Here is a 19,261-nt window from a genome sequence, read left to right as displayed (position 1 = left end):
ACGACCATGACCGATACCGACACGCCCGCACTAGCAAGCTAAAACCCCAAACGAGAGGAAAACGCCGTTACACCACTACAAGGGACTTGACCGTCGGTGGGAGTGCGCCAAGCAAGGACGGACGTGGGGGAGCGGTTCACATCTCCCAGTACACGCGAGGACGCCCGATCCCGCCAGGGTCGGCCGCCTGCCTGTGGATAACGCTAGGGGCGCGGCTCGTCCTCGCCCTTGTCATCGTGGGCGCGGGCCTCGTCGTGATACGGCAGCGTCCCATCGAGCAGCGCGGCGAGGCTCGTATCGAAATCGGAGCCCGCCTCCTGCTCGGCTTCGCGGCGGGCGAGGAACGTGTCAGGTTCGTCGAGGTCCTGCGGCGTCGGCATGAGATCGGGGTGGCGCCAGAGGCCATCGCGGCTCTCGACGCCCCGTTCGCGCTGGACGGCCGCGAACAGTTTGGCCGCATCGAGCAGCCGCGCCGGGCGCAGATCGAGGCCGACGAGGGTGGCGAAGACGCGCTCGGCCGGGCCGCCGGTCGCGCGACGCCGCCGGATCATCTCTTGCAGCGCGTTGGTGTGCGGTAGGTGGGCGCGCGTGGCCTGCTCGGTCACCGTATCGACCCAGCCTTCGACGACCGCGAGGGCCGTCTCGAGTCGCTCAAGCGCGGCGCGCTGCTCGTCGGTCGACTGCAGGGCGAACACGCCAGAGCTCATGGCCTCGCGGATCTGGTCGGGGTCCGTCGGATCGACGGAGCTCATCGCCTCAGTCATCGCATCCATGTCGATGTCGATGCCTTCGGCATAGGTGCGCAGGATCGCGCGGATGTGCGAGGGCAGCCAGGGGACGGCCGAGTACAGTCGGCCGGCCGCGGCCTCGCGCACGGCGAGGAACTGGATGACCTCGTCGAACGGCACTTCGAGGTCCTCTGCGAAGGCCTCAACGTTCTTCGGTACGAGCGCGACGTGGCCGCCGTCGGTCAGCGGGAAGCCGATATCGCAATAGCCGAATACTTCGGTGCCGAGCGTGCCGATGGCCTGGCCGAACTGGGCGCCGAAGACCGCCGCCGACATCTTCGACATCATCTGCGAGGCGATGCCGCCGATGTCGCCGCCCTCGGGCATGCCGGGCAGGGCGAGGCCCTCGGGCAGACCGCCTTCGCCGAGCTGGCCGCTCAGCGTTTCGATCAGGGCGTCGACCATCTGCTGGGCGACGGGGGAGGCAACATCGAGGAGGGTGTCGCGCGTGTTGTCGACCCATTCGGCGCGCGATAGGACATCGCGGCGGCCGCGCGGCGGGTCGAAATCGGTCACCGAATCGAGCCACAGGTCCGCGACCTGTAGCGCGTTGCGGTACTGCGCGGCCTGGCTCGCCATGATCGTCGGGTCGCCGTCGGTGCGCGCGACCTGGCGGGACATATCGCGCGCCATGTCTTCATTGATCGCGCTGTCGCCCGCGGAGGCCATCATGGCCTGCATCTGTGTCACCATGAGGCTGAGCTGATGGGGGTCGAGCGGGATGCCGGCGGCCTGGCCGAGCGCGTTCGGGTCGAGACCGGCCTCGCGCATCGCGCGCAGGGCTTCGTCGGCGCCTTCTTCACCGAGGAAAGAGCGCAAAAACTCTTTCCACGACTCGCCATCGGCTCCCGGATTGCTCGGCGTGACGTCCTCGCTCATGTGTCATCCCCTTTCCACCTCCCACTGTAGAGCGCGCGGGCGTGCGGGCGCGGCTTTGACCTCTCTAAGCGAAATTCGCCACGGGGGAGCGGCCTTGCACATTTGGCGCCCTGGTGGTGCGATGGTGACCATGCCTCGACTGAAGACCTGGCGGCCGCGCAAGCCGCAAAGCCGCGCCGCCATCTTGCAACGACGCTCGTTTATCTCCGGCGCGGCGACGCTCGCGCTGCTGGCGGTGTCCTCCGTCGTGCCGTTGCCCTACGTCATCGAACACCCGGGGCCGACGGTCAACGTCCTTGGCGAATACCAGGGCAATAAGCTCATCACGGTGCCGAACGAGGAACAGGTTGGCGGTCCGCTGCGGATGACGACCGTCTCGGTCTCCGGCCTACCGGGCGACACCATCGTCGCCCTGCCGCTCAGCTACGCACTGTTCAACCATAAGCTCGCGATCTCGCCGCGCGAACGCCTCTTCCCCGAGGGGCAGACGGTCGAGGAAAACCGCGAGATCTCCGCGGCGCAGATGAATTCCTCGCAAGAAAACGCCTCGATCGCCGCGCTCGAATCGATGGGGCACAAGGTGCCGGTGCGCCTCGAGGTCGCGGGCTTCGCGCAGGGCTCCAGCGCCGAGAAGGAAGCGAAGGTCGGCGACGTCGTCAAGTCCGTCGAGGTCCCCGGACACGACGTGCTGCAGGCGTCCTCCTACCGCGAGGTCATCGGCCTCATGGCCAAGGTCGCGCCCGACACGAAGGTCACGGTCACGGTCGATCGCGACGGTACCGAAACGAAGCTGCCGCTCACGACGATCGCGCCGCCCGTCGGCCCCGATGGCAAGCCGCAGCGCGAAGGCTCCCTGCTCGGCCTTTCCCTCTACGCGCATCCCACCGAGAAGCTCAACATCGACTTCGGCGTCGGCGACCGCATCGGCGGGCCCTCGGCCGGCCTCATGTTTGCCCTCGGCATCATCGACATGATGACGCCCGGGCCGCTCGCCGGCGACGCCTCGATCGCGGGCACCGGCACGATCTCGCTGGACGGCGCCGTCGGCCCGATCGGCGGCATCCGCCAAAAGATGTTTGGCGCGGTGCGCGATGGTGCGAAGTACTTCCTCATCCCGTCGCTCAACTGCGCGGAGACGATCGGGCACGTGCCCGACGGCCTGCAGGGGGTCAAGGTCGAGCGCCTCGATGACGCCCTCGCCGCCGTGAAGGCGATCGCGGCCGGAAACACGTCGGGCCTGCCGACGTGCGAGGCGAACTAGTCGATGTCCTCGAACGTCGCGGCGAGCGCTGCGGTCAGGCCCGGCACGAGGTCTTCGCCGCCCATGACGTCTTGGCTGTGGTGGCGCATCCGCAACACCGTCCACGTCTCGCCGGTGCGCAGCACGCCCACGACCATCCGCACGTCCTCGCGCTTGGGGTGCGTGAGGTAAGCCTCGGGATCATCACTCGCGGCGACCTCGGCCTCCGCCTCGGGCGGCAGCACGATCCGCTCGGTGACGATCGCGGCGCCCGCGACCGCCTCCGGCCACGCGATGCACGCTAATAGTTCCTCGAGATCCGCCACCTCGGGCAGCTCATCCTGCTCGACGCTCGTCAAATGCTCGGCGTCCCCGTCGGCCTCGATCTTGATCGACGCGGGCAGCTCCGCGGCGAACTGCTCATCGGTCGCGATCGCCTCCGCGGTGCGGATCAGCGCGAACAGGTGGACGGGGCCGTCCCACGGCAGTGCGGCGACGTGGTCGTCGATATCGGAGACCGCGCGAGCGAGCGCCCACTGGCGCGGCGTACGGTCGGCAGGTGGTGTCGTCATATGCCCATTGTTTCACCCGTTCGTCCAGGGAGGAACGAAGGTGACCGGGGACCTAGCCGACCGATAGGGTAGATGGAGACGAAACCCCATAGATGGAGTGATTGTGAACTCGGACGATTCGAAGCGACCGGATGATGAGGACGGCCGCCCCGACGACGAGAAAGGCAACTCGGATAAAAACCAACAGCCGAGTGATCCGTTCTTTAGTCCCGGTGGACTCTTTGGTTCAGTTTTTGGTGCCCCGCAAGGCGATTCGAAAGATCAGGATCGACCAATGGGGCCGTTTGGCATGTTTGGTGTAGGCGGCCCGACTGATCCGCGGCGGCCCGGCGGCCCGAGCGGCCCCGACGGCGGCGGCCGGCCCGGAGGCGGTGGCCCGCGCGGCCCGTTCGGCGGTGGCGGCGGCGCCAAGCGCCCGGGCAGTTCACCGTTTTCCGGCGGCAAGCCGAGCCCGCTCCTGCTCACACTCTTGATCCTCGGCCTGATCGGACTCGTGCTGTGGTTCGCGGCCGGGTTCTACACCGAGGTGCTGTGGTTTAACCAGATCGGCTTCTCATCGGTCTTCTGGACGACGTGGATCGCGAAGGCGATCATGTTCGCCATCGGGTTCCTCATCACGGCCCTCGTGCTGTATTTCTCGATGCAATGGGCCTATCGGACACGTCCAAAGATGGACCCGGCCGTCTCCTCGGGCTCGATGGAACGCTACCGGCAAGCCATCGAACCGATGCGCAAATTCCTCTTCGTCGTCGTGCCCCTCATCATGGGCCTATTCACGGGCACATCGCTCGCGGCCCAATGGCAGACGGTCCTGCTGTGGTGGAACCGGGCCCCGTTCGGGTCCACCGATCCCATCTTCGAGATGGATAACTCCTTCTTCGTCTTCACACTCCCATTCGTGCGCTCGACGATCTCCTTCCTGCTGATGGTCGCGATCTTCGCGACAATCGCGGGCCTCGTCGTGTCCTACGTGTACGGCGGGGTGCGCACGCAGCCGAAGTTCTCAATGGACAAGTCGGCCCGGATGCATGCCGCGTTCGCGGGCTCGTTCGTCGTCGTCCTCATGGGCGTGAACTACTGGCTCGACCGCTACTCGCTGCTGCTCGGCGAAAACGCCCGGTTCTCCGGCGCGGGCTACACCGATATCCACGCGGTACTGCCGGCCAAGGCGATCCTTGCGGGCATCGCGCTCGTCGTCGCGGTCCTGTTCGTCATCGCCGCGTTCCGCGCGACGTGGAAACTGCCCGCGGTCGGCCTTGCCCTCATGGTCGTCTCGGCGCTCGTGCTCGGCATGGGCTACCCCTACATTGTTGAGAAGTTCCGCGTCACGCCGAACGCCCAGGAGATCGAATCTCCCTATATTCAAAACAACATCAACGCGACGCTGAACGCCTACGGACTGCAAGACGTCGAGACCAAGACGTATGCCGCGAAGACCCAGACGGAAGCCGGCCAGCTGCGCGAGGACAGTGAATCGACCGCGTCGATCCGCCTGCTGGATCCGAACGTCGTCTCGCCGACGTTCCGTCAGCTGCAGCAAAACCGTCAGTACTACAACTTCGCGCCGCAGCTGTCCGTCGACCGCTACGAGATCGACGGCAAGAAGCACGACACCGTGATCGGTGTGCGCGAGCTGCAGCAAGACGGCCTCGATGCCTCCCAGCGCTCGTGGGTCAACGACCACACCGTCTACACGCACGGCTTTGGTGTCGTCGCCGCGAAGGGCAACACGACGGCCTCCGATGGTCGCCCGTCTTTCCTGCAGCAGGGCATCCCGTCCACGGGCCAGCTCGGCGACTACGAGCCGCGCGTCTACTTCGGTGAGTCCTCGCCGCAGTACTCGATCGTCGGCGCCCCCGCAGGCACGGAGCCGTGGGAGCTCGACTACCCGGACGATAAGGCCCCCAACGGTCAGGTCAACACGACCTACCAGGGCAACGGCGGCCCGTCGATCGGCAACCTGTGGAACCGCATGCTGTTCGCGATCAAATTCGGTTCGTGGGACATCATGTTCTCCGAGCGCGTGACGAGCGAATCGCAGATCCTGTACGACCGTGCCCCGCGCGAGCGTGTAGCGAAGGTCGCTCCCTACCTCACCCTGGACGGGCGCAGCTATCCGGCCGTCGTCGACCGCGACGACAACCCGGATACGCCGAAGGAACTCGTCTGGATCGTCGACGGTTACACGACGTCGAACAACTTCCCGTACTCGGCGCGCGCCCAGCTCGAGCAGGCGATCCAGGACTCGCTGACCCAGGGTCAGCAGATCATCGCGACGAGCTCGCAGATCAACTACATCCGCAACTCGGTCAAGGCCGTCGTCAACGCCTATGACGGCTCCGTCACGCTGTACGCGTGGGACGAGGACGACCCGGTGCTCAAGGCCTGGAGGGCCGTCTACCCGGACACCGTCAAGCCGAAGTCCGAAATCAGCGGCGACCTCATGAGCCACCTGCGCTACCCGGAGGATCTGTTCAAGGTCCAGCGCGAGCTGCTCACGAGCTACCACGTGACCGATGCGCGCTCGTTCTACTCGGGTGGTGATTTCTGGAAGTCGCCCAACGACCCGACGCAGGGTGGCGGCAAGATCTCCCAGCCCCCGTACTACCTCACGCTGAAGATGCCCGGCCAGGATGAGGCGACGTTCTCGCTGACGTCCTCCTTCATCCCCGGCGGTCGGACCGACCGTGAAGTTCTCACGGGCTTCCTCGCCGTCGACGCCGAACCCGGAAACGAGGCCGGCAAGGTGCGCGAGGGCTACGGCAAGCTGCGGCTGCTCGAGCTGCCACGCGACCTCACGGTCCCCGGACCCGGCCAGGTCCAGAACCTGTTCAACTCGACGCCGCGCATCTCCCAGGAACTCAACCTGCTCGCGCAAAACGCGTCGCAGGTCATCCGCGGCAACCTCCTGACGTTGCCCGTCGGCGACGGGTTGCTCTACGTCCAGCCGGTCTACGTCCAGTCCTCGCAAGGCACGCAGTTCCCGCTGCTGCACCGCATCGCCGTCGCATTCGGCGATGAGATCGGCTATGCGGCGACGCTCGATGAAGCACTCGACCAGGTCTTCGGCGGCGACTCCGGTGCGCAAGCCGGCGACGCGGGCGTCGACCCGAAGGATCGCGAGACGCCCGGCGAAGACGGCCCGGAGAAGGCTGCTCGCGAGCAGCTGACCGACGCCCTCGAACGCGCCCGCGCGGCCATGCAGGAAGCCGATGCCGCGATGAAGGGTGGCGATTGGAAGGCGTACGGCGAGGCCCAGGCCAAGCTGCAAAAGGCGCTGGAAGACGCCGTTGCCGCGGAGAAGGCCGATACCGGCGCAGTGCCGCCCGCTGAAGGCGCGACGCCAACCCCGCAGCCGACCGAAGGCGGCTAGCAGACACGGGGCCCGACACCACGCGGTGTCGGGCCCTTTGTCGCATATGGGGGATGTTCGCTCCTCCTACCATGGGAAGATGAGCACGATGCCCCAGGCCCCGGACCCGCACGGCGATGACGCCGCAGCGCACCACGGACGTCGCCACCCGACCGTGCGGCACGTCCACAAGGATTTGAACGAGAGCCCCTTCATCGTGATCTGGGAGGTGACGCGCGCCTGCCAGCTCGTGTGCAAACACTGCCGCGCCGAGGCACAAAAGACCGCGGCGCCCGGCCAGCTCACGACCGAACAGGGCAAGGACCTGTTGCGCCAGCTCGCCGCCTACGACAAGCCGCGACCGCTCGTCGTCTTCACGGGCGGGGACTGTTTCGAGCGCGAGGACCTCGTCGAACTGACCGAATACGGCTGCTTGCTCGGCCTTGCCGTCTCGATCTCGCCGTCGGTGACGCCGCTGTTCACCCGGGAGCGGCTGGAGGCGCTGAAGGCCGCCGGTGCGCGCGCGATGAGCGTCTCCCTCGACGGCGCCCGAGCAGAAACCCACGACGCCTTCCGCGGGTTCGCCGGCACGTTCGACAAGACTCTCGAGGCCGCCGCGCTCATCAAGGACGTCGGTTTCCGCCTGCAGATCAACACGACGTTCACGAAAAAGACGATCCGAGAGGCGCCGCAGATGCTGAAGAACGCCATCGAGATGGGCGCCTTCATGTGGTACCTCTTCCTCCTCGTCCCGACGGGCCGCGGTGCGCAACTCGAGGCGCTCGACCCCGATGAGCGCGAGGACGTCATGCACTGGCTGCACGATGTGTCCGACCGAATCGCGATCAAGACGACCGAGGCGCCGCAGTACCGCCGCGTCGCGCTGCAGCGCGAGGCCGCGGCCGAACGGGGAGTGCCGCACGACGAGCTCGCCGAGCCCGCCAAACGCGGCGAGCTCTACCACTGGCTCACTGCCGAGACGACCAAACTGCTGGGGGAGCACGCGCCGAAACCGCGCCCGCCGCGCCCGCCGCTCGCGATCAACTCCGGCTCGGGCTTCGCGTTCGTCTCCCATCTCGGCGATGTCTACCCATCGGGGTTCCTGCCGATCAAGGTCGGCAACGTCAAGGAGCGGCCGTTCGCCGAGCTCTACCGCGACACCGAGGTGATGCAGGAGTTGCGCACACCCTCGCTGTTCGGCGGCACGTGTGGCGTGTGCGAATTCAACCATGTGTGCGGTGGTTCGCGATCGACGGCCTACGCCTTAACTGGAGATCATCTCGCGGAAGATCCCACCTGCGCCTACACGCCCGAAGCGGCTAAGAGCGGCAGTGGGGTGTGAGAGGGAACACCGGTATTCAGTTTGAAATGCCGCGCCAAGCAACCTAAGGTGGAGAACACGACGCGGGGTGGAGCAGTTCGGTAGCTCGCCGGGCTCATAACCCGGAGGTCGCAGGTTCAAATCCTGTCCCCGCTACCACGTCGCGAAGGCCCGGAACCTCAGTTCCGGGCCTTTCGCCTTCCCGTGCCGGAACCATGGGCGGGAATACTCGCGCGCGATACGCTTAAGGGAGGGTCAAACGCGGGAGGGGACATGGCTATCGACCACACCGGAGTCGCTGAAGCCCGCACGATGGTGCGCACGGGCCGCGCGATGATGTGGATCGGACCCGTCGTTCTTGCTGTCGGTGTCCTGGTGTATTTTCCTCATCCGATCAGGCATTGCGATCGCGGCCGCGGGTCTTGGCCTCCGATTCGTCTTTTCCGTTGGCTATCGTCGTGATGGAACTCGCTTCGATCGGACTCGGCCAGGGTCCTAATCGTCCGTCCACCTCTCGGACTCGCCCTAACGCGGCCGCACGCCCGGTTTAGATTCGATCATTATCGCCGGATTTAAGGGAGTGCTCGAGACGGAGGTGGCGATGTGACCCGAGTTAAAGTCGACATCGTCACCAGCCAGGAGTGCGATTTTTCGGCGATCGCAGGCTGTTATGCGGCCTCGTGGCGCTCTTCGCACGGATTCTTTCCCGCCGAGCGCGTGGCCCGTTTCGATGCTGCGGCCGGCGCCGGAATCCTCACCGAGCTGTTAGCGCAAGGCGGGCGGCTGTGGGCCGCTAAGGTCCACGGGCGCTGCGGCGGAATCGTGTGCTTACTCGGCGACGAAATCTCCAAACTCTACGTCCATCCCGAAGCGCAAAACCTCGGCATCGGCTCGGCGCTGCTCGCTCACGCGAGCGCCCAGGTCCATACGCCGCGGCTGCACGTGCTCACGATCAACCTCGGGGCGCAACGGCTGTACTTCCGGCATGGCTTCCGCTTCACCGGGAACCGTCGGCCCTTCTATGAGGGCATTATGGAGCTTGAGATGATTGGGCCCGCGCATTCGGGCAAGGTCCCGCTTGCGACCATCAGCCACTAGGATTTTGCCCATGCGGGGCAGAGCAATCGTCGGTACCATCGTCGGTGTCATCCTCTTCATCGCTATTGGGGGCGCGGCCTACCTGATCGGGGTGCGCGGCGTCGGAGCACAAAAGACTTTTTCGGACGACGACTTCGCCATCGAGCGGGTCGCGTCGCCCGCCGATGCGAACGGCAACGGCGTCGATGACTACTGGGACCTATGGCTCGGCGGCAAGGCTGAGGCCGATCGGCACCCGCGCTACGACGGTGCCTATCTCACGACGAACCGAGGCATGCCCGGTCCCGAGACGGGCGTCTGCACGGATCTCGTGTGGCGCGCGTTTCGCGATGCGGGCTATGACCTGCCCGCGATGATCAATGCTGATATCGCGGCGCATCCCGGTGATTATCCGCGCGTTGCGGGCAAACCCGATCCGCTCATCGACTACCGGCGCGTGCCTAACCTGCACGTCTTTCTCACCAAGTACGCGATTTCGCTGTCGACTAGTACTGATCCCGCAAGCAGTGAATTCAATCCCGCCGACTGGCAAGCCGGCGATATCGTCACGCTCGGGGAGGGAAGTAAACCGCTTACGCATACCGGCGTGCTGGGGCCAGACCGGGACAAGGACGGCCTGCCATGGATCGCACACAACGCCGCCCAGCGCGAGCTGTATGACAACGGGTTGCGCAACTGGACACTAAACGGGCACTTCCGTTTCGATGCGTCGAAAGTGCCCGCCGACGTGCTGAAGCGCTGGGGCGACTAGTTGCCCGGGGCCGCGAACGCCACGTCGTAGTGCCGGACCACGGAGCGGGCGTCGACGTTGCCCTTCGCTTTCTCGCCCTTCGGGTGGGAGGCGCCGAAATCCTTGCCGCTACGCCACGCCTCATAGGCGTCCTCGTCACGCCAGTGGGTGATGACGAGCCACCGATCGTCGGCGGGATCTGTGGGGCGGCACAGCTGGAATCCCTCGAAGCCGTCGAAGTCCTTGAGAGATTGAGAGTTTGCGGCAAAGCGGGCAGCGACCAGCTCGCCGCGCTCGGCGGGGACGGTGATTTCGTTCGTGACGATGATGCTCATGAGCCCACCCTACGGCTAGAGCCAGCCGTTCTCCCGCGCGATGTGGGCGGCTTCGGCGCGAGTGCGCGCATTCGTCTTCGTCATCGCCGCAGAGACGTGGTTGCGCACGGTCCCGGTCGACAGGTGCACGGCGGCGGCGATGTCCTCGATCGTGCCGCCATCGACCGCGGCCCGGAGCACGTCCGTCTCGCGGTCGGTGAGCGGCGAGGTGCCGCGCGTCATCGAGTCGACGGCGAGCTGCGGGTCGACAACACGCTCACCGGCGGCAACCTTGCGGATCGCGGCCGCGAGCTGCGGCAGGGGCGTGTCTTTGACGATGAATCCGCGCGCACCGGCTTCCAGCGCCCGCTGGACATAGCCCGGGCGGCCGAACGTCGTGACGATGAGGCAGTGGGTTTCGGGATGCTCGGTCGCAATCCGTCGGGCGGTGCCGATGCCATCGAGGTGGGGCATTTCGACATCGAGGAGCGTGATATCGACGCCGATCTCGCGCGTTTTCAGGTGCGCGATGAGGTCGAGGGCTTCGGTGCCGGAGGCTGCTTGGCCGACGACCTCGATGTCGTCTTCGAGGTCCAGCAGCGTCGCCAGCGCTCCGCGCACCATGGCCTGGTCGTCGACGACGATAATGCGGATCATCCGAGGACCTCGACGTGATCGTCCGCCGAGAGCTCGTCGGCGGACACGGGCGCGGGGGCCAACTCGAGCCGCCACCCGGGCCCATCGGACCGCGGTCCCCACGAGGTCCGGCCGTGATCGCCAACGCGGTCGCGTAGGCCGTTGAGGCCGCTCCCGCCGGCGCGGGCATCACGCGGCGAGGCCGCCGCGCCGTTGTCGCTGACGCTCACGCGGTCGGAATCGACCTCGATGCGCACCTGCGTCGGATCGGCGGCGTGGTGGACGACGTTCGCGCAGCCCTCGCGGATGACGTACGGCGCGAAGCGCCCGACAATACTCGACGGGTCGAGCTCATCGATGTCGATGCTCGTCTCGAGCGTGCAGGAAATGCCCGCCGCTTTCAGCAGGGCGCGGGCCTGTTCGATCTCATCGCTCAACCGGGCCTGCCGTGTCTTCGCGACGACGGCGCGCACGTCGGTCAGTGCCTGGCGCGCGAGATCGGAGACGTCGCCGGCTTCGCTGCGCGCCGCCGCGAGGTGTTTGTCGCTCGCCTGCTCGGCCGTGATCAGGCGCGTGAGCAGCTCGGCCTTCACGGAGATCGCGGTCAGTTGCTGGCCGAGGACGTCGTGCAGGTCGCTCGCCAGCTGCAGCCGCTGCTGTTCCTTGGCGAGCGCGTGCTGTTGCGCGGTCGCGACCTGCTGCTGTCGATCCGAGACGATCGAGCCTCGCACGGCGATCATGATGAACATGTTCATCGCGAGGATCGCAAACGGGACCCACAGCTCGGTGTTCGGTTCGATGATCGCCTGTACGAATGCGATCGCAGCGACGGCGAGGAGGTAGCCGACGAGGGCCCGCCGCGGCAGGAGCAGGGTGAGCGAAATGGCGTAGGACAGCAGGTAGATCATCGTCCAGTCCGTCAGCAACCACAGGCCGACCTGGATCAAGACGAGCAGGATCACGACGATGATGACGTTCTTATTGATGCGGCGCCCAAGCGGGACGACATCGGCAAGGAGCCAGGCTGACAGGTACGTCGCCGCGAAGGCCACGAGCAGGAGTCCGATCCCGTAGGCACGCGGACTACCGTCCCACATGCGCACGAGCTGGACGATCGGCATCGCGAGGAAGACGAGATACGGTGCAGACCATCCCAGGGACATGATCCGTTCTTTGGAAGGGCGCGTCAGCATGGGTGCTCCTTTCTCGCTAGCTGTCAGCCTAGTGGTTACTTGCGGTCCTTACGGATCGTCGCGCCCCACATCGCGAGGGCGAGGAACACCGCCGTGTACGCCACCGCGGAGATGATGACGGTCGCGTTGAGCTCCTCACCGCCGATGAAGACGAGCGGCAGACGCGCAAGGCCATAAAACGGCGTGAACTGCGCGATGGACTGGAAGATTGCGGGCATCTCTTCAAGCGGCAGGAAGATACCGGAGATGAACGCCGACAGCGTCACGACACCCGAAGTGGCGGCATAAGCTGCGTCGGAGCGCAGGAAGAACGCCGCCGCCAGGCCAATGGAGGAGGCAATGAGGGCGACAAAGAGGATCGCGATGGCAGAGTACAGCCAGACGGGTGCATCGAGCTGGGCGCCCGTGACGAAGCCCACCAGGTACGTCATGGCGATGATGACGATGGCGAGCGCGAACCCGGCGATGACTTTTGACAGGGCGTAGCGGCCGGCTCCGAGCGGGGTGATCGCGATCTGACGCAGCCAGCCCTGCTGGCGTTCCATCGCGACGGTCACGCCGAGCGCGGACAGTGCATTGACGGCGCCGAAAAACGTCATCTGGACGAGGATCTGGCCTCCCATGGTGCCACGGCCCAGCTGGATGTCGGTGTATTCCTTGCCGACGCCGAACATCAGGTACAACAGGACCGGCATAATGACCGAAAAGGCGAGCATGAACGGGTTGAACAGGGCCGAACGCAGGTTGAAAACCGCTGCGGCAAGCACACCGTGCCCGGCGCGCGAGGGGCGAGTTTCCAGCAGGTCAGCGGACGAGGTAAGAGTCGTGGTCGTCATGGTCAATCAGTCCTTAGGCGGTGACGCGTTCAGCGTCGGGGGTGGTGGTCAGCATTTCGAAGGAATCGTCGAGCGTGGAGTTGCGCAGCTCGACCGCGTGCGTGTCAGGGGAGGAGAGCACCGCGATCGCGACGTCTTTGAGGTCGGCGCCCGTGATCGCCAGTTGGCCGCGGGCGAAGTCGACCGAGTCGTCCTCAGCGAGCGCGTCGGCGAGCTGGTCGTGCAGCGTCGGCCAGTTTTCCTCGTCGATGAGCGCGGTCAGGTGTTGCGAGGCGGTGAGCCCCCGCACCTCGGCGGTGGGGCCATCGGCGACGACGCTGCCGTGCGACAGGACGATCGTGCGCGGGGCGAACATTTCGGCCTCGTTCAGCTGGTGGGTCGCGAAGATGATCGTCCGTCCCGCATCGGCTTCGCGACGCATGAGGCGCCAGAAGTTGCGCCTCGCATTCGGGTCCATTCCGGCGGTCGGCTCATCGAGGATGAGCAGTTCGGGATCGCCGATGAGCGCGATCGCGAGGCGTACCCGCTGGAGTTCGCCGCCCGAGAGCTGGGCGACGTGGCGGGTCAGCAGGCCGTCGATCTCGGTGCGCTTGACGAGCGAGTCGACGGTGCCGCTGGCGCCCGCGATCCTCGCGAGCAGGGTGATGATGCGTCCGACGCGGTCGTCGGTCGGCAGCGAATTGGCCTGAAGCATGACGCCGACGAGATTGCGGTTGATCGCCGCGATGGGGTCCGCGCCAAAGAGTTTCGCGCTACCCGAATCGGGCGAGGTAAGCCCGAGGGCGATATCGAGGGAGGTCGTCTTGCCCGAGCCATTGGGGCCGAGGAGGGCGACGATCTCGCCACGCTTGATGGCGATATCGATGCCGGCAACGGCTTTCGTGTCGCCGAAGGATTTCGTGACGCCGGAAAGGGCGAGTGCTGTGGTGTCCATGTCTCCATGCTTCACCCGCGCACGGCGCCGCCCCTATGACCGGCGGCCGAACTTCGCCATGACGAATGTCAGGGGGGAGGCGGTGACGTTGCCGTGCACATCGGAGATCAGCGCTATCTGCGTGGGCGCGGTCATGAGGCGGTGCGGCGTAGGCGCGAGATGATGAGCGCGGCCAGGCCCGCGAGGCCCACGGCTCCAACGATGAGGAGGTTGCGGTGGGCGTGATCGGTCAGGAGCGGCAGGGCGCTCGCGGCGCCCCACAGCACTTGGGCGAAGAGCTGCGCGGGCAGGCTGCGGCGGGCCAGGGAGCCGATCGCGCGCCACTCGACCTGGCCGCGCCACCCGACGCGCTCGGTCAGCCGCGCCGAGATGATGAGGGCGTGGGCGAGCACGATGATCGCGGCGACGCTCGCCCACCACGAGAGCGAGGAGACGAGGACGCCGTCGACGTACCGGGCGGGCAGGAAGTCGACGAGCGCGCCAAAGGCGAGGCCGAGCATCGGCACCCAGGCGCCGGTCGCCGCGAGGGAGAGGACCGAGGTGAGGATGAGCAGCCAGACCGGGGCGCCCCAGAGCAGCCCGATGGCGAGCGCCGCGAGGGGGCGGAAGGCGATGAGCGCGACGACGGGGACGGCCGGACCGATGTTCAAGGTGAGATCTTGCGACCGGCTCATCGGCGTTCTCCTCGCTTCTTGGCCTGCAGGAACGCGGCAACGTCGGGTGAACCGAGCCACGGCCAGGAGATGACCTCGACTCCCGCGTCCCGCAGCGCCCGGATCCGGATCTCGCGTTCGGCCAGTTCGAGCTCGAGCGCCGCCGCCACGGCGGAGTCCTTGGACGCCAAGCCATCGGGTAGCACGTCGATGACCATCACCTGATGGCCCGCATACGACCAGGTGAAGGCGAGGTCGAGGGGCACGTCATCGAGCAGCGTCGAGATCAGCCATACCGAGGCCGCCGACGTCAGCCGCGGGGGACGCACGAGGTGCGTCGCGCGGTGCGGTGGACGGGCCATCGTGAGGTAGCGGGCCAGGCGCTGTTCGGCGCGGCGCCCGGTCGCGGGCAGCATGCCGTGACCGGGGTTCGACAGGTCGACGAGGCCGACGCGGTCGCCCGCCTCGAGGTGGGCGTGCGCCAGCGAAATGGCGGCGTTGCGGGCGATATCCAGGCTCGTAATGTCGGTGGCGCCGCGCTTGACGCCGCCGGCCCACGCATCGACGTTGCGGCCTACGTCATCGCGCGGGTCGAGCACGAGCATGACGATCGATTCCGCGCCGGCGTGGGTTCGCGCGACGTAGAGCTCGGCGAGGCCCTCGTCGGTCGCGTGCCGGGCCGTCGTCCGCCACGAGATTCGGCTGATACGGTCGCCGCGGCCGAGGGGCGCGACGTCGAAGAATCGGGTGCCGCTTCCCGCACGCCGGTCCTCGCGCGGACCCCAGGCGCCGACGAGGCGGCGCGGGCGGGGCCGATCGGGCAGTGGCGTGATGCGCGGCGGGACGAAGACCCGCAGCGGCAACAGCACGAGCGGGCCGAAGGCACCGCGGCTCGATTGCACGCGGGATTCGAGCCGGAGCAAATCGAGCGTGCCCGAGCGGCCGCACGTGTCGGTGGCGACGATGGATCGCCCCCACAACTCGTCGTGCGGCTCTGGCGCGATGACGGCCTCGACGGGGATGCCGGAGACGCCCGCCATGCGTACATTGATGCCGTCGGGCAGGCCGCCTTCACCCGCGATCTCGAGGGTGGAGGTCAGCTGGTTATTCCGATCGAGCGTCGGATGCGTGCGGTTGATAACGACGCGCGTCGTCGCCCGCCGAAAGGCATCGAACGCGAAGAGGGCGGCGAGCACGGCCAGTTCGGGGCGCGCCGCGACCAGGGCCATCGTCGCCAAAACGGCAGCCGTGAGCATCCCACCGATGTGGAGCAGGGTGGGTTTGGCGTGTTCGGCGCGGGCTTCTCCCAGCATTAGGCCAGATCGGGAACCGGGACGGTGTCGAGGACCGACGTGATGATCGACGAGCCCGTCGTGCCGCCCGCCCAGGCGCGAGCCGTGAGCGTGAGACGGTGGGCGAGCGCCGGGGTCGCGACGGCGCGCACGTCGTCGGGGATGATGAAGTCACGTCCCGCGAGTGCGGCCTTCGCGCGGCACAGCAGCAGCAGCGACTGGGCGCCGCGCGGGGAGACACCGACCTCGACCTCGGGATGCGCGCGCGTCGCGGCGGCAAGGGCGACGCAGTAGGCGGCGACGTCCTCGTTCACGTCGATCGCTTCGACGCCGGCCTGCATCGCCAGGACCTGCTCGGCCGTGATGACGCTGTCGACGCGCGTGGCTTCGGCGCGGCGAGCGACGCGGTTCATGAGGACCGTCGTCTCGTCGGCGGACGACAGGTAACCGACCGACAGGCGCACCATGAAGCGGTCGAGTTGGGCCTCGGGCAGCGGGAACGTGCCCTCGAGCTCGACGGGGTTCGACGTCGCGATGACGTGGAAGGGGGAAGGCAGGCGGTAGGTCCGGCCTTCGGCGCTGACCTGGCCTTCGGCCATCGCCTCCAGCAGCGCGGACTGCGTGCGCGGGGAGGTGCGGTTGATTTCGTCGGCGAGGAGCAGGCCGGTAAAGACGGGACCGGGGCGGAAGTTGAATTCGCGCGTCGCCGGGTCCCATACGAACGAGCCCGTGACGTCGGCCGGCAGGAGGTCGGGGGTGCACTGCAGGCGCGCAAAGTCGAGGCCGAGTGCCGAGGCCATCGAGCGAGCCGCGACCGTCTTGCCGAGACCCGGAAGGTCTTCGAAGAGGACGTGTCCGCCTGCGAGGACCGCAGCGAGCGCGGTCGACAGCGCCTCGTCCATGCCGACGACGACGGTCTTGACGGCATCGAGCACCGCCTGACCGTTCGAAGAGATCTCCTCGATGGATGCGGGAGTTGGCGTCATGTCCTGTCCTTTTCTGCGATGGTGCGCAGCAGCTGCCGCGCCGTGGCCGGAGTGATGCGCGCCTGACCGGACACCAGAGCGTCATACTCCGGTCCGAACAGTTCACGCGCCTGGGCATTAGTGAGTTGATGACGGGTAGAAAAATCGGCGACGACTGCGCCGAGGCGTTCGAGCGTCGTGCCGGAAAGCCGGGGCTCGCGGAACGCGCCCGCGGTCGTGGCGACGCTCGGGCGCAGCCCGGTGAACGCCTGCGATTCGAAATCGGGGGTCTTTTCGGTATCGATCCCGCGCAGCAGGCTCGCCGCCGCGGCGATTGCAGTAGCGCCCGCGCCAAGGGCGAGTGCGTATCCGAACGGCCAGGAGATGGCCTGGGCGATGAAGAAGACCACGAGGCCGATGGCCAGCGGGATAAGGCTGCGACGAATCATCGGCGGGAGCCCGCCTTCGGTGCCTCGGCCAGACTAGCTTCGATGGTCTCCAGTGCCGCGTGAGCCGCGGCAATATCGTCGTTAGTCGACGTCGTATTCGGGCGGAAGCGCGCGCGGTGGTACAGGTCGATTAGCTGTTGCGTCGCCGCCTCATCGGCACCCGAACGCACGAGGCGCTCGCGGGCCCATTCCGCCGGCGTGACCGATGCGGAACGGGCGCCGATCTTGGCGCTGGCCGCGCGTTCGAGTTCGACCCACGTCGCGATAACGCGATCGGTCGGGCTGACATCGAGGTCGGCCAGCGCGCTGCGCGCCCGTGCGACCTGATGGGCGTAGATCGGTTCTTCGGCCGTGATGAGGGCATCGAAGCGTGCGCCGTCGTCGACCTGTTCGGCGCTGCCGCGGCGCTTCGCGGACCGGTGCAGCCAGAGCCCCACGCCGAAGATGGCGCCGAGGACGATCACGACGAAGAAGACGGCGCCGGCCGCGGCCAGCAGGTCCGACAGATCTGGCGCGGCGGGCGGGAAGACCTCTTCCCCTGAGTGCGGGCCGTAGCCCGGGCCCGGACGGTAATCGCGGCTGTGTTCGGCAGTAGTGACCTGCGGACGCAGCCGAATCGCGGGCGGCAGCGACCCAATAAAGACAACGAGGCAGCAGGCGAGCGCAAGGATCGCCGCGAGAGAACGATTGCGCACTTAGCGACCCCCTGCCTGATTCATCGTGCCAGTGTAAAAGGTGCGCTCCCAGCGGCAGAAGCGATACCTCAATTCGGTTGCCGAAAGCTGCCAAGATCCGCAGGAAAATTCGCCATCCGGCAGGTGTGGCGCGAAGGTATCACCGGCCACTTTGAGGTCGATTTCGGTCACCGACGCGACCTGGACGTAGAGCATTGCGGCGCGATAGATCTCGCCGCCGCCCATGACCCACAGGTCCTCCTCGTGCCACCGGGGATCGGCAAGCACACGATCGAGGTCGGTCGCGACGGTGGCGCCGGGCGCCGAAAAGTTGGGGTTGCGGGTGACGACAATATTCGTCCGGCCCGGCAACGGACGGTATTTTTCGGCCAGCGACTCCCACGTAGCTCGCCCCATGAGCACGGTGGCGCCGAGCGTCGTCGACTTAAAATGTGCGAGATCCTCCGGCAGGTGCCAGGGCATCGCGCCGTCGGCCCCGATGACGCCGTGCGCATGGGCCCAGATAGCGCCGATCATACAGAGATCGGTGCCGAAATCGCGGGATGGTGCTGGTAGCCCTCGATGACGACGTCGTCGAAGTCGTAGTCGAAGATCGAGTCGGCCTTCGCGAGCTTCAGCTGAGGCTTGTCGTAGGCCGTGCGCGATAGTTGCTCGCGCACCTGGTCGAGGTGGTTTAAGTAGATGTGGCAGTCGCCGCCGGTCCACACGAAATCGCCGACCTCGAGGCCGACCTGCTGTGCCATCATGTGCGTGAGCAGGGAGTAGGACGCGATGTTGAACGGGACGCCGAGGAACATGTCCGCGCTGCGCTGATACAGCTGGCAGGATAGCTTGCCGTCGGCGACGTAGAACTGGAAGAACGCGTGGCACGGCATGAGCGCCATCTTCTCCAGCTCGCCGACGTTCCAGGCTGAGACGATGATGCGCCGCGAGGTGGGATCCTCGCGCAGTTGGCCAAGGACCCGTTCGATCTGGTCGATGTGGCGCCCGTCGGCGGCCGGCCAGCTGCGCCACTGTACGCCGTACACGGGACCGAGCTCGCCGTCCTCATCGGCCCACTCATTCCAGATCCGGATGCCGTGCTCCTGCAGGTAGCGGACGTTGGAGTCGCCCTTTAAGAACCACAGCAGCTCGCCAATGACGGACTTCATGTGCACGCGCTTGGTCGTCACCAGGGGGAAACCCTCGGCGAGATTGAAACGCATCTGGGCGCCGAAGGTCGAGATCGTTCCGGTGCCGGTCCGATCCTCGCGGCGCGTGCCATGCTCCAGGACGTGGCGGAGCAGATCCTCGTAGGCTGTGTTGACGGTCACA

Annotated in this window: 19 protein-coding genes and 1 tRNA gene; 6 read left to right on the top strand and 14 right to left on the bottom strand. The window is 66.7% G+C overall.

What is annotated here, in order from left to right:
* Nucleotides 1–203: 203 nt before the first annotated feature.
* Nucleotides 204–1,667, bottom strand: coding sequence for a zinc-dependent metalloprotease (locus BSZ39_RS03275; protein ID WP_073715958.1), 1,464 nt, complete (start codon nt 1,665–1,667; stop codon nt 204–206).
* A gap of 130 nt (nt 1,668–1,797) precedes the next feature.
* On the opposite strand from BSZ39_RS03275, the gene BSZ39_RS03270 reads away from it, so the two are divergent.
* Entirely contained in the window at nt 1,798–2,928 is a 1,131-nt protein-coding gene (locus BSZ39_RS03270; protein WP_143180346.1) for a YlbL family protein, read from the top strand.
* On the opposite strand, the gene BSZ39_RS03265 is transcribed toward BSZ39_RS03270, so the two are convergent.
* Nucleotides 2,925–3,479, bottom strand: coding sequence for a PPA1309 family protein (locus BSZ39_RS03265; RefSeq protein ID WP_073715956.1), 555 nt, complete (start codon nt 3,477–3,479; stop codon nt 2,925–2,927). The two genes, BSZ39_RS03270 and BSZ39_RS03265, sit on opposite strands and share 4 nt — an antisense overlap.
* Before the next feature lie 274 nt (nt 3,480–3,753).
* Here BSZ39_RS03265 and BSZ39_RS03260 point away from each other — a divergent pair, with 274 nt between their 5' ends.
* The 5 genes from BSZ39_RS03260 (at nt 3,754) to BSZ39_RS03240 (ending at nt 10,001) form a co-directional block, all read left to right on the top strand.
* Complete coding sequence (locus BSZ39_RS03260; RefSeq protein ID WP_245792407.1) at nt 3,754–6,852, top strand: UPF0182 family membrane protein; 3,099 nt, start codon at nt 3,754–3,756, stop codon at nt 6,850–6,852.
* A gap of 79 nt (nt 6,853–6,931) precedes the next feature.
* A complete protein-coding gene (locus tag BSZ39_RS03255; RefSeq protein ID WP_083602900.1) occupies nt 6,932–8,173 on the top strand; it encodes a TIGR04053 family radical SAM/SPASM domain-containing protein in 1,242 nt (413 codons plus the stop codon).
* Nucleotides 8,174–8,234: 61 nt separating this feature from the next.
* Nucleotides 8,235–8,311, top strand: a tRNA-Met gene (locus tag BSZ39_RS03250).
* A 444-nt stretch (nt 8,312–8,755) separates the two neighbouring features.
* Nucleotides 8,756–9,250 carry a GNAT family N-acetyltransferase gene (locus BSZ39_RS03245; protein ID WP_083602899.1) on the top strand — a complete coding sequence of 165 codons (495 nt, stop codon included), beginning with the start codon at nt 8,756–8,758 and terminating at the stop codon, nt 9,248–9,250.
* Between the two features lie 10 nt (nt 9,251–9,260).
* On the top strand, nt 9,261–10,001 hold the full coding sequence (locus tag BSZ39_RS03240; protein WP_073715953.1) for a DUF1287 domain-containing protein: 741 nt from the start codon (nt 9,261–9,263) through the stop codon (nt 9,999–10,001).
* Here BSZ39_RS03240 and BSZ39_RS03235 read toward each other — a convergent pair.
* From BSZ39_RS03235 to BSZ39_RS03180, 12 genes are all read right to left on the bottom strand, one after another.
* Nucleotides 9,998–10,315, bottom strand: coding sequence for an antibiotic biosynthesis monooxygenase family protein (locus BSZ39_RS03235; RefSeq protein WP_073715952.1), 318 nt, complete (start codon nt 10,313–10,315; stop codon nt 9,998–10,000). The genes BSZ39_RS03240 and BSZ39_RS03235 overlap by 4 nt on opposite strands.
* A 15-nt stretch (nt 10,316–10,330) precedes the next feature.
* Nucleotides 10,331–10,951, bottom strand: coding sequence for a response regulator transcription factor (locus tag BSZ39_RS03230; RefSeq protein WP_073715951.1), 621 nt, complete (start codon nt 10,949–10,951; stop codon nt 10,331–10,333).
* A complete protein-coding gene (locus BSZ39_RS03225; protein WP_073715950.1) occupies nt 10,948–12,123 on the bottom strand; it encodes a sensor histidine kinase in 1,176 nt (391 codons plus the stop codon). Before BSZ39_RS03225 ends, BSZ39_RS03230 begins: the two co-directional genes overlap by 4 nt.
* A 35-nt stretch (nt 12,124–12,158) precedes the next feature.
* Nucleotides 12,159–12,959, bottom strand: coding sequence for an ABC transporter permease (locus BSZ39_RS03220; RefSeq protein WP_073715949.1), 801 nt, complete (start codon nt 12,957–12,959; stop codon nt 12,159–12,161).
* Nucleotides 12,960–12,972: 13 nt separating this feature from the next.
* Nucleotides 12,973–13,893, bottom strand: coding sequence for an ABC transporter ATP-binding protein (locus BSZ39_RS03215; protein WP_073715948.1), 921 nt, complete (start codon nt 13,891–13,893; stop codon nt 12,973–12,975).
* 131 nt (nt 13,894–14,024) lie between these two features.
* Nucleotides 14,025–14,567: a hypothetical protein gene (locus BSZ39_RS03210; RefSeq protein WP_073715947.1), complete on the bottom strand. Its 543-nt coding sequence runs from the start codon at nt 14,565–14,567 to the stop codon at nt 14,025–14,027.
* Nucleotides 14,564–15,859, bottom strand: coding sequence for a DUF58 domain-containing protein (locus BSZ39_RS03205; protein WP_073715946.1), 1,296 nt, complete (start codon nt 15,857–15,859; stop codon nt 14,564–14,566). Before BSZ39_RS03205 ends, BSZ39_RS03210 begins: the two co-directional genes overlap by 4 nt.
* A complete protein-coding gene (locus BSZ39_RS03200; protein ID WP_073715945.1) occupies nt 15,859–16,824 on the bottom strand; it encodes an AAA family ATPase in 966 nt (321 codons plus the stop codon). Before BSZ39_RS03200 ends, BSZ39_RS03205 begins: the two co-directional genes overlap by 1 nt.
* Entirely contained in the window at nt 16,821–17,252 is a 432-nt protein-coding gene (locus BSZ39_RS03195; RefSeq protein ID WP_073715944.1) for a hypothetical protein, read from the bottom strand. Before BSZ39_RS03195 ends, BSZ39_RS03200 begins: the two co-directional genes overlap by 4 nt.
* Nucleotides 17,249–17,947, bottom strand: coding sequence for a DUF4129 domain-containing protein (locus BSZ39_RS03190; protein ID WP_073715943.1), 699 nt, complete (start codon nt 17,945–17,947; stop codon nt 17,249–17,251). The genes BSZ39_RS03195 and BSZ39_RS03190 overlap by 4 nt, the downstream gene beginning before the upstream one ends.
* Nucleotides 17,948–18,463, bottom strand: a complete 516-nt coding sequence (locus tag BSZ39_RS03185; RefSeq protein WP_073715942.1) for a dihydrofolate reductase — start codon at nt 18,461–18,463, stop codon at nt 17,948–17,950. It lies immediately after the preceding gene.
* Entirely contained in the window at nt 18,460–19,260 is an 801-nt protein-coding gene (locus tag BSZ39_RS03180; protein WP_073715941.1) for a thymidylate synthase, read from the bottom strand. Before BSZ39_RS03180 ends, BSZ39_RS03185 begins: the two co-directional genes overlap by 4 nt.
* Nucleotide 19,261: the final 1 nt, after the last annotated feature.

This window comes from Bowdeniella nasicola (genome assembly GCF_001907295.1).
Lineage (GTDB): Bacteria > Actinomycetota > Actinomycetes > Actinomycetales > Actinomycetaceae > Bowdeniella > Bowdeniella nasicola.
This window is presented reverse-complemented; position numbering and strand designations above follow the sequence as displayed.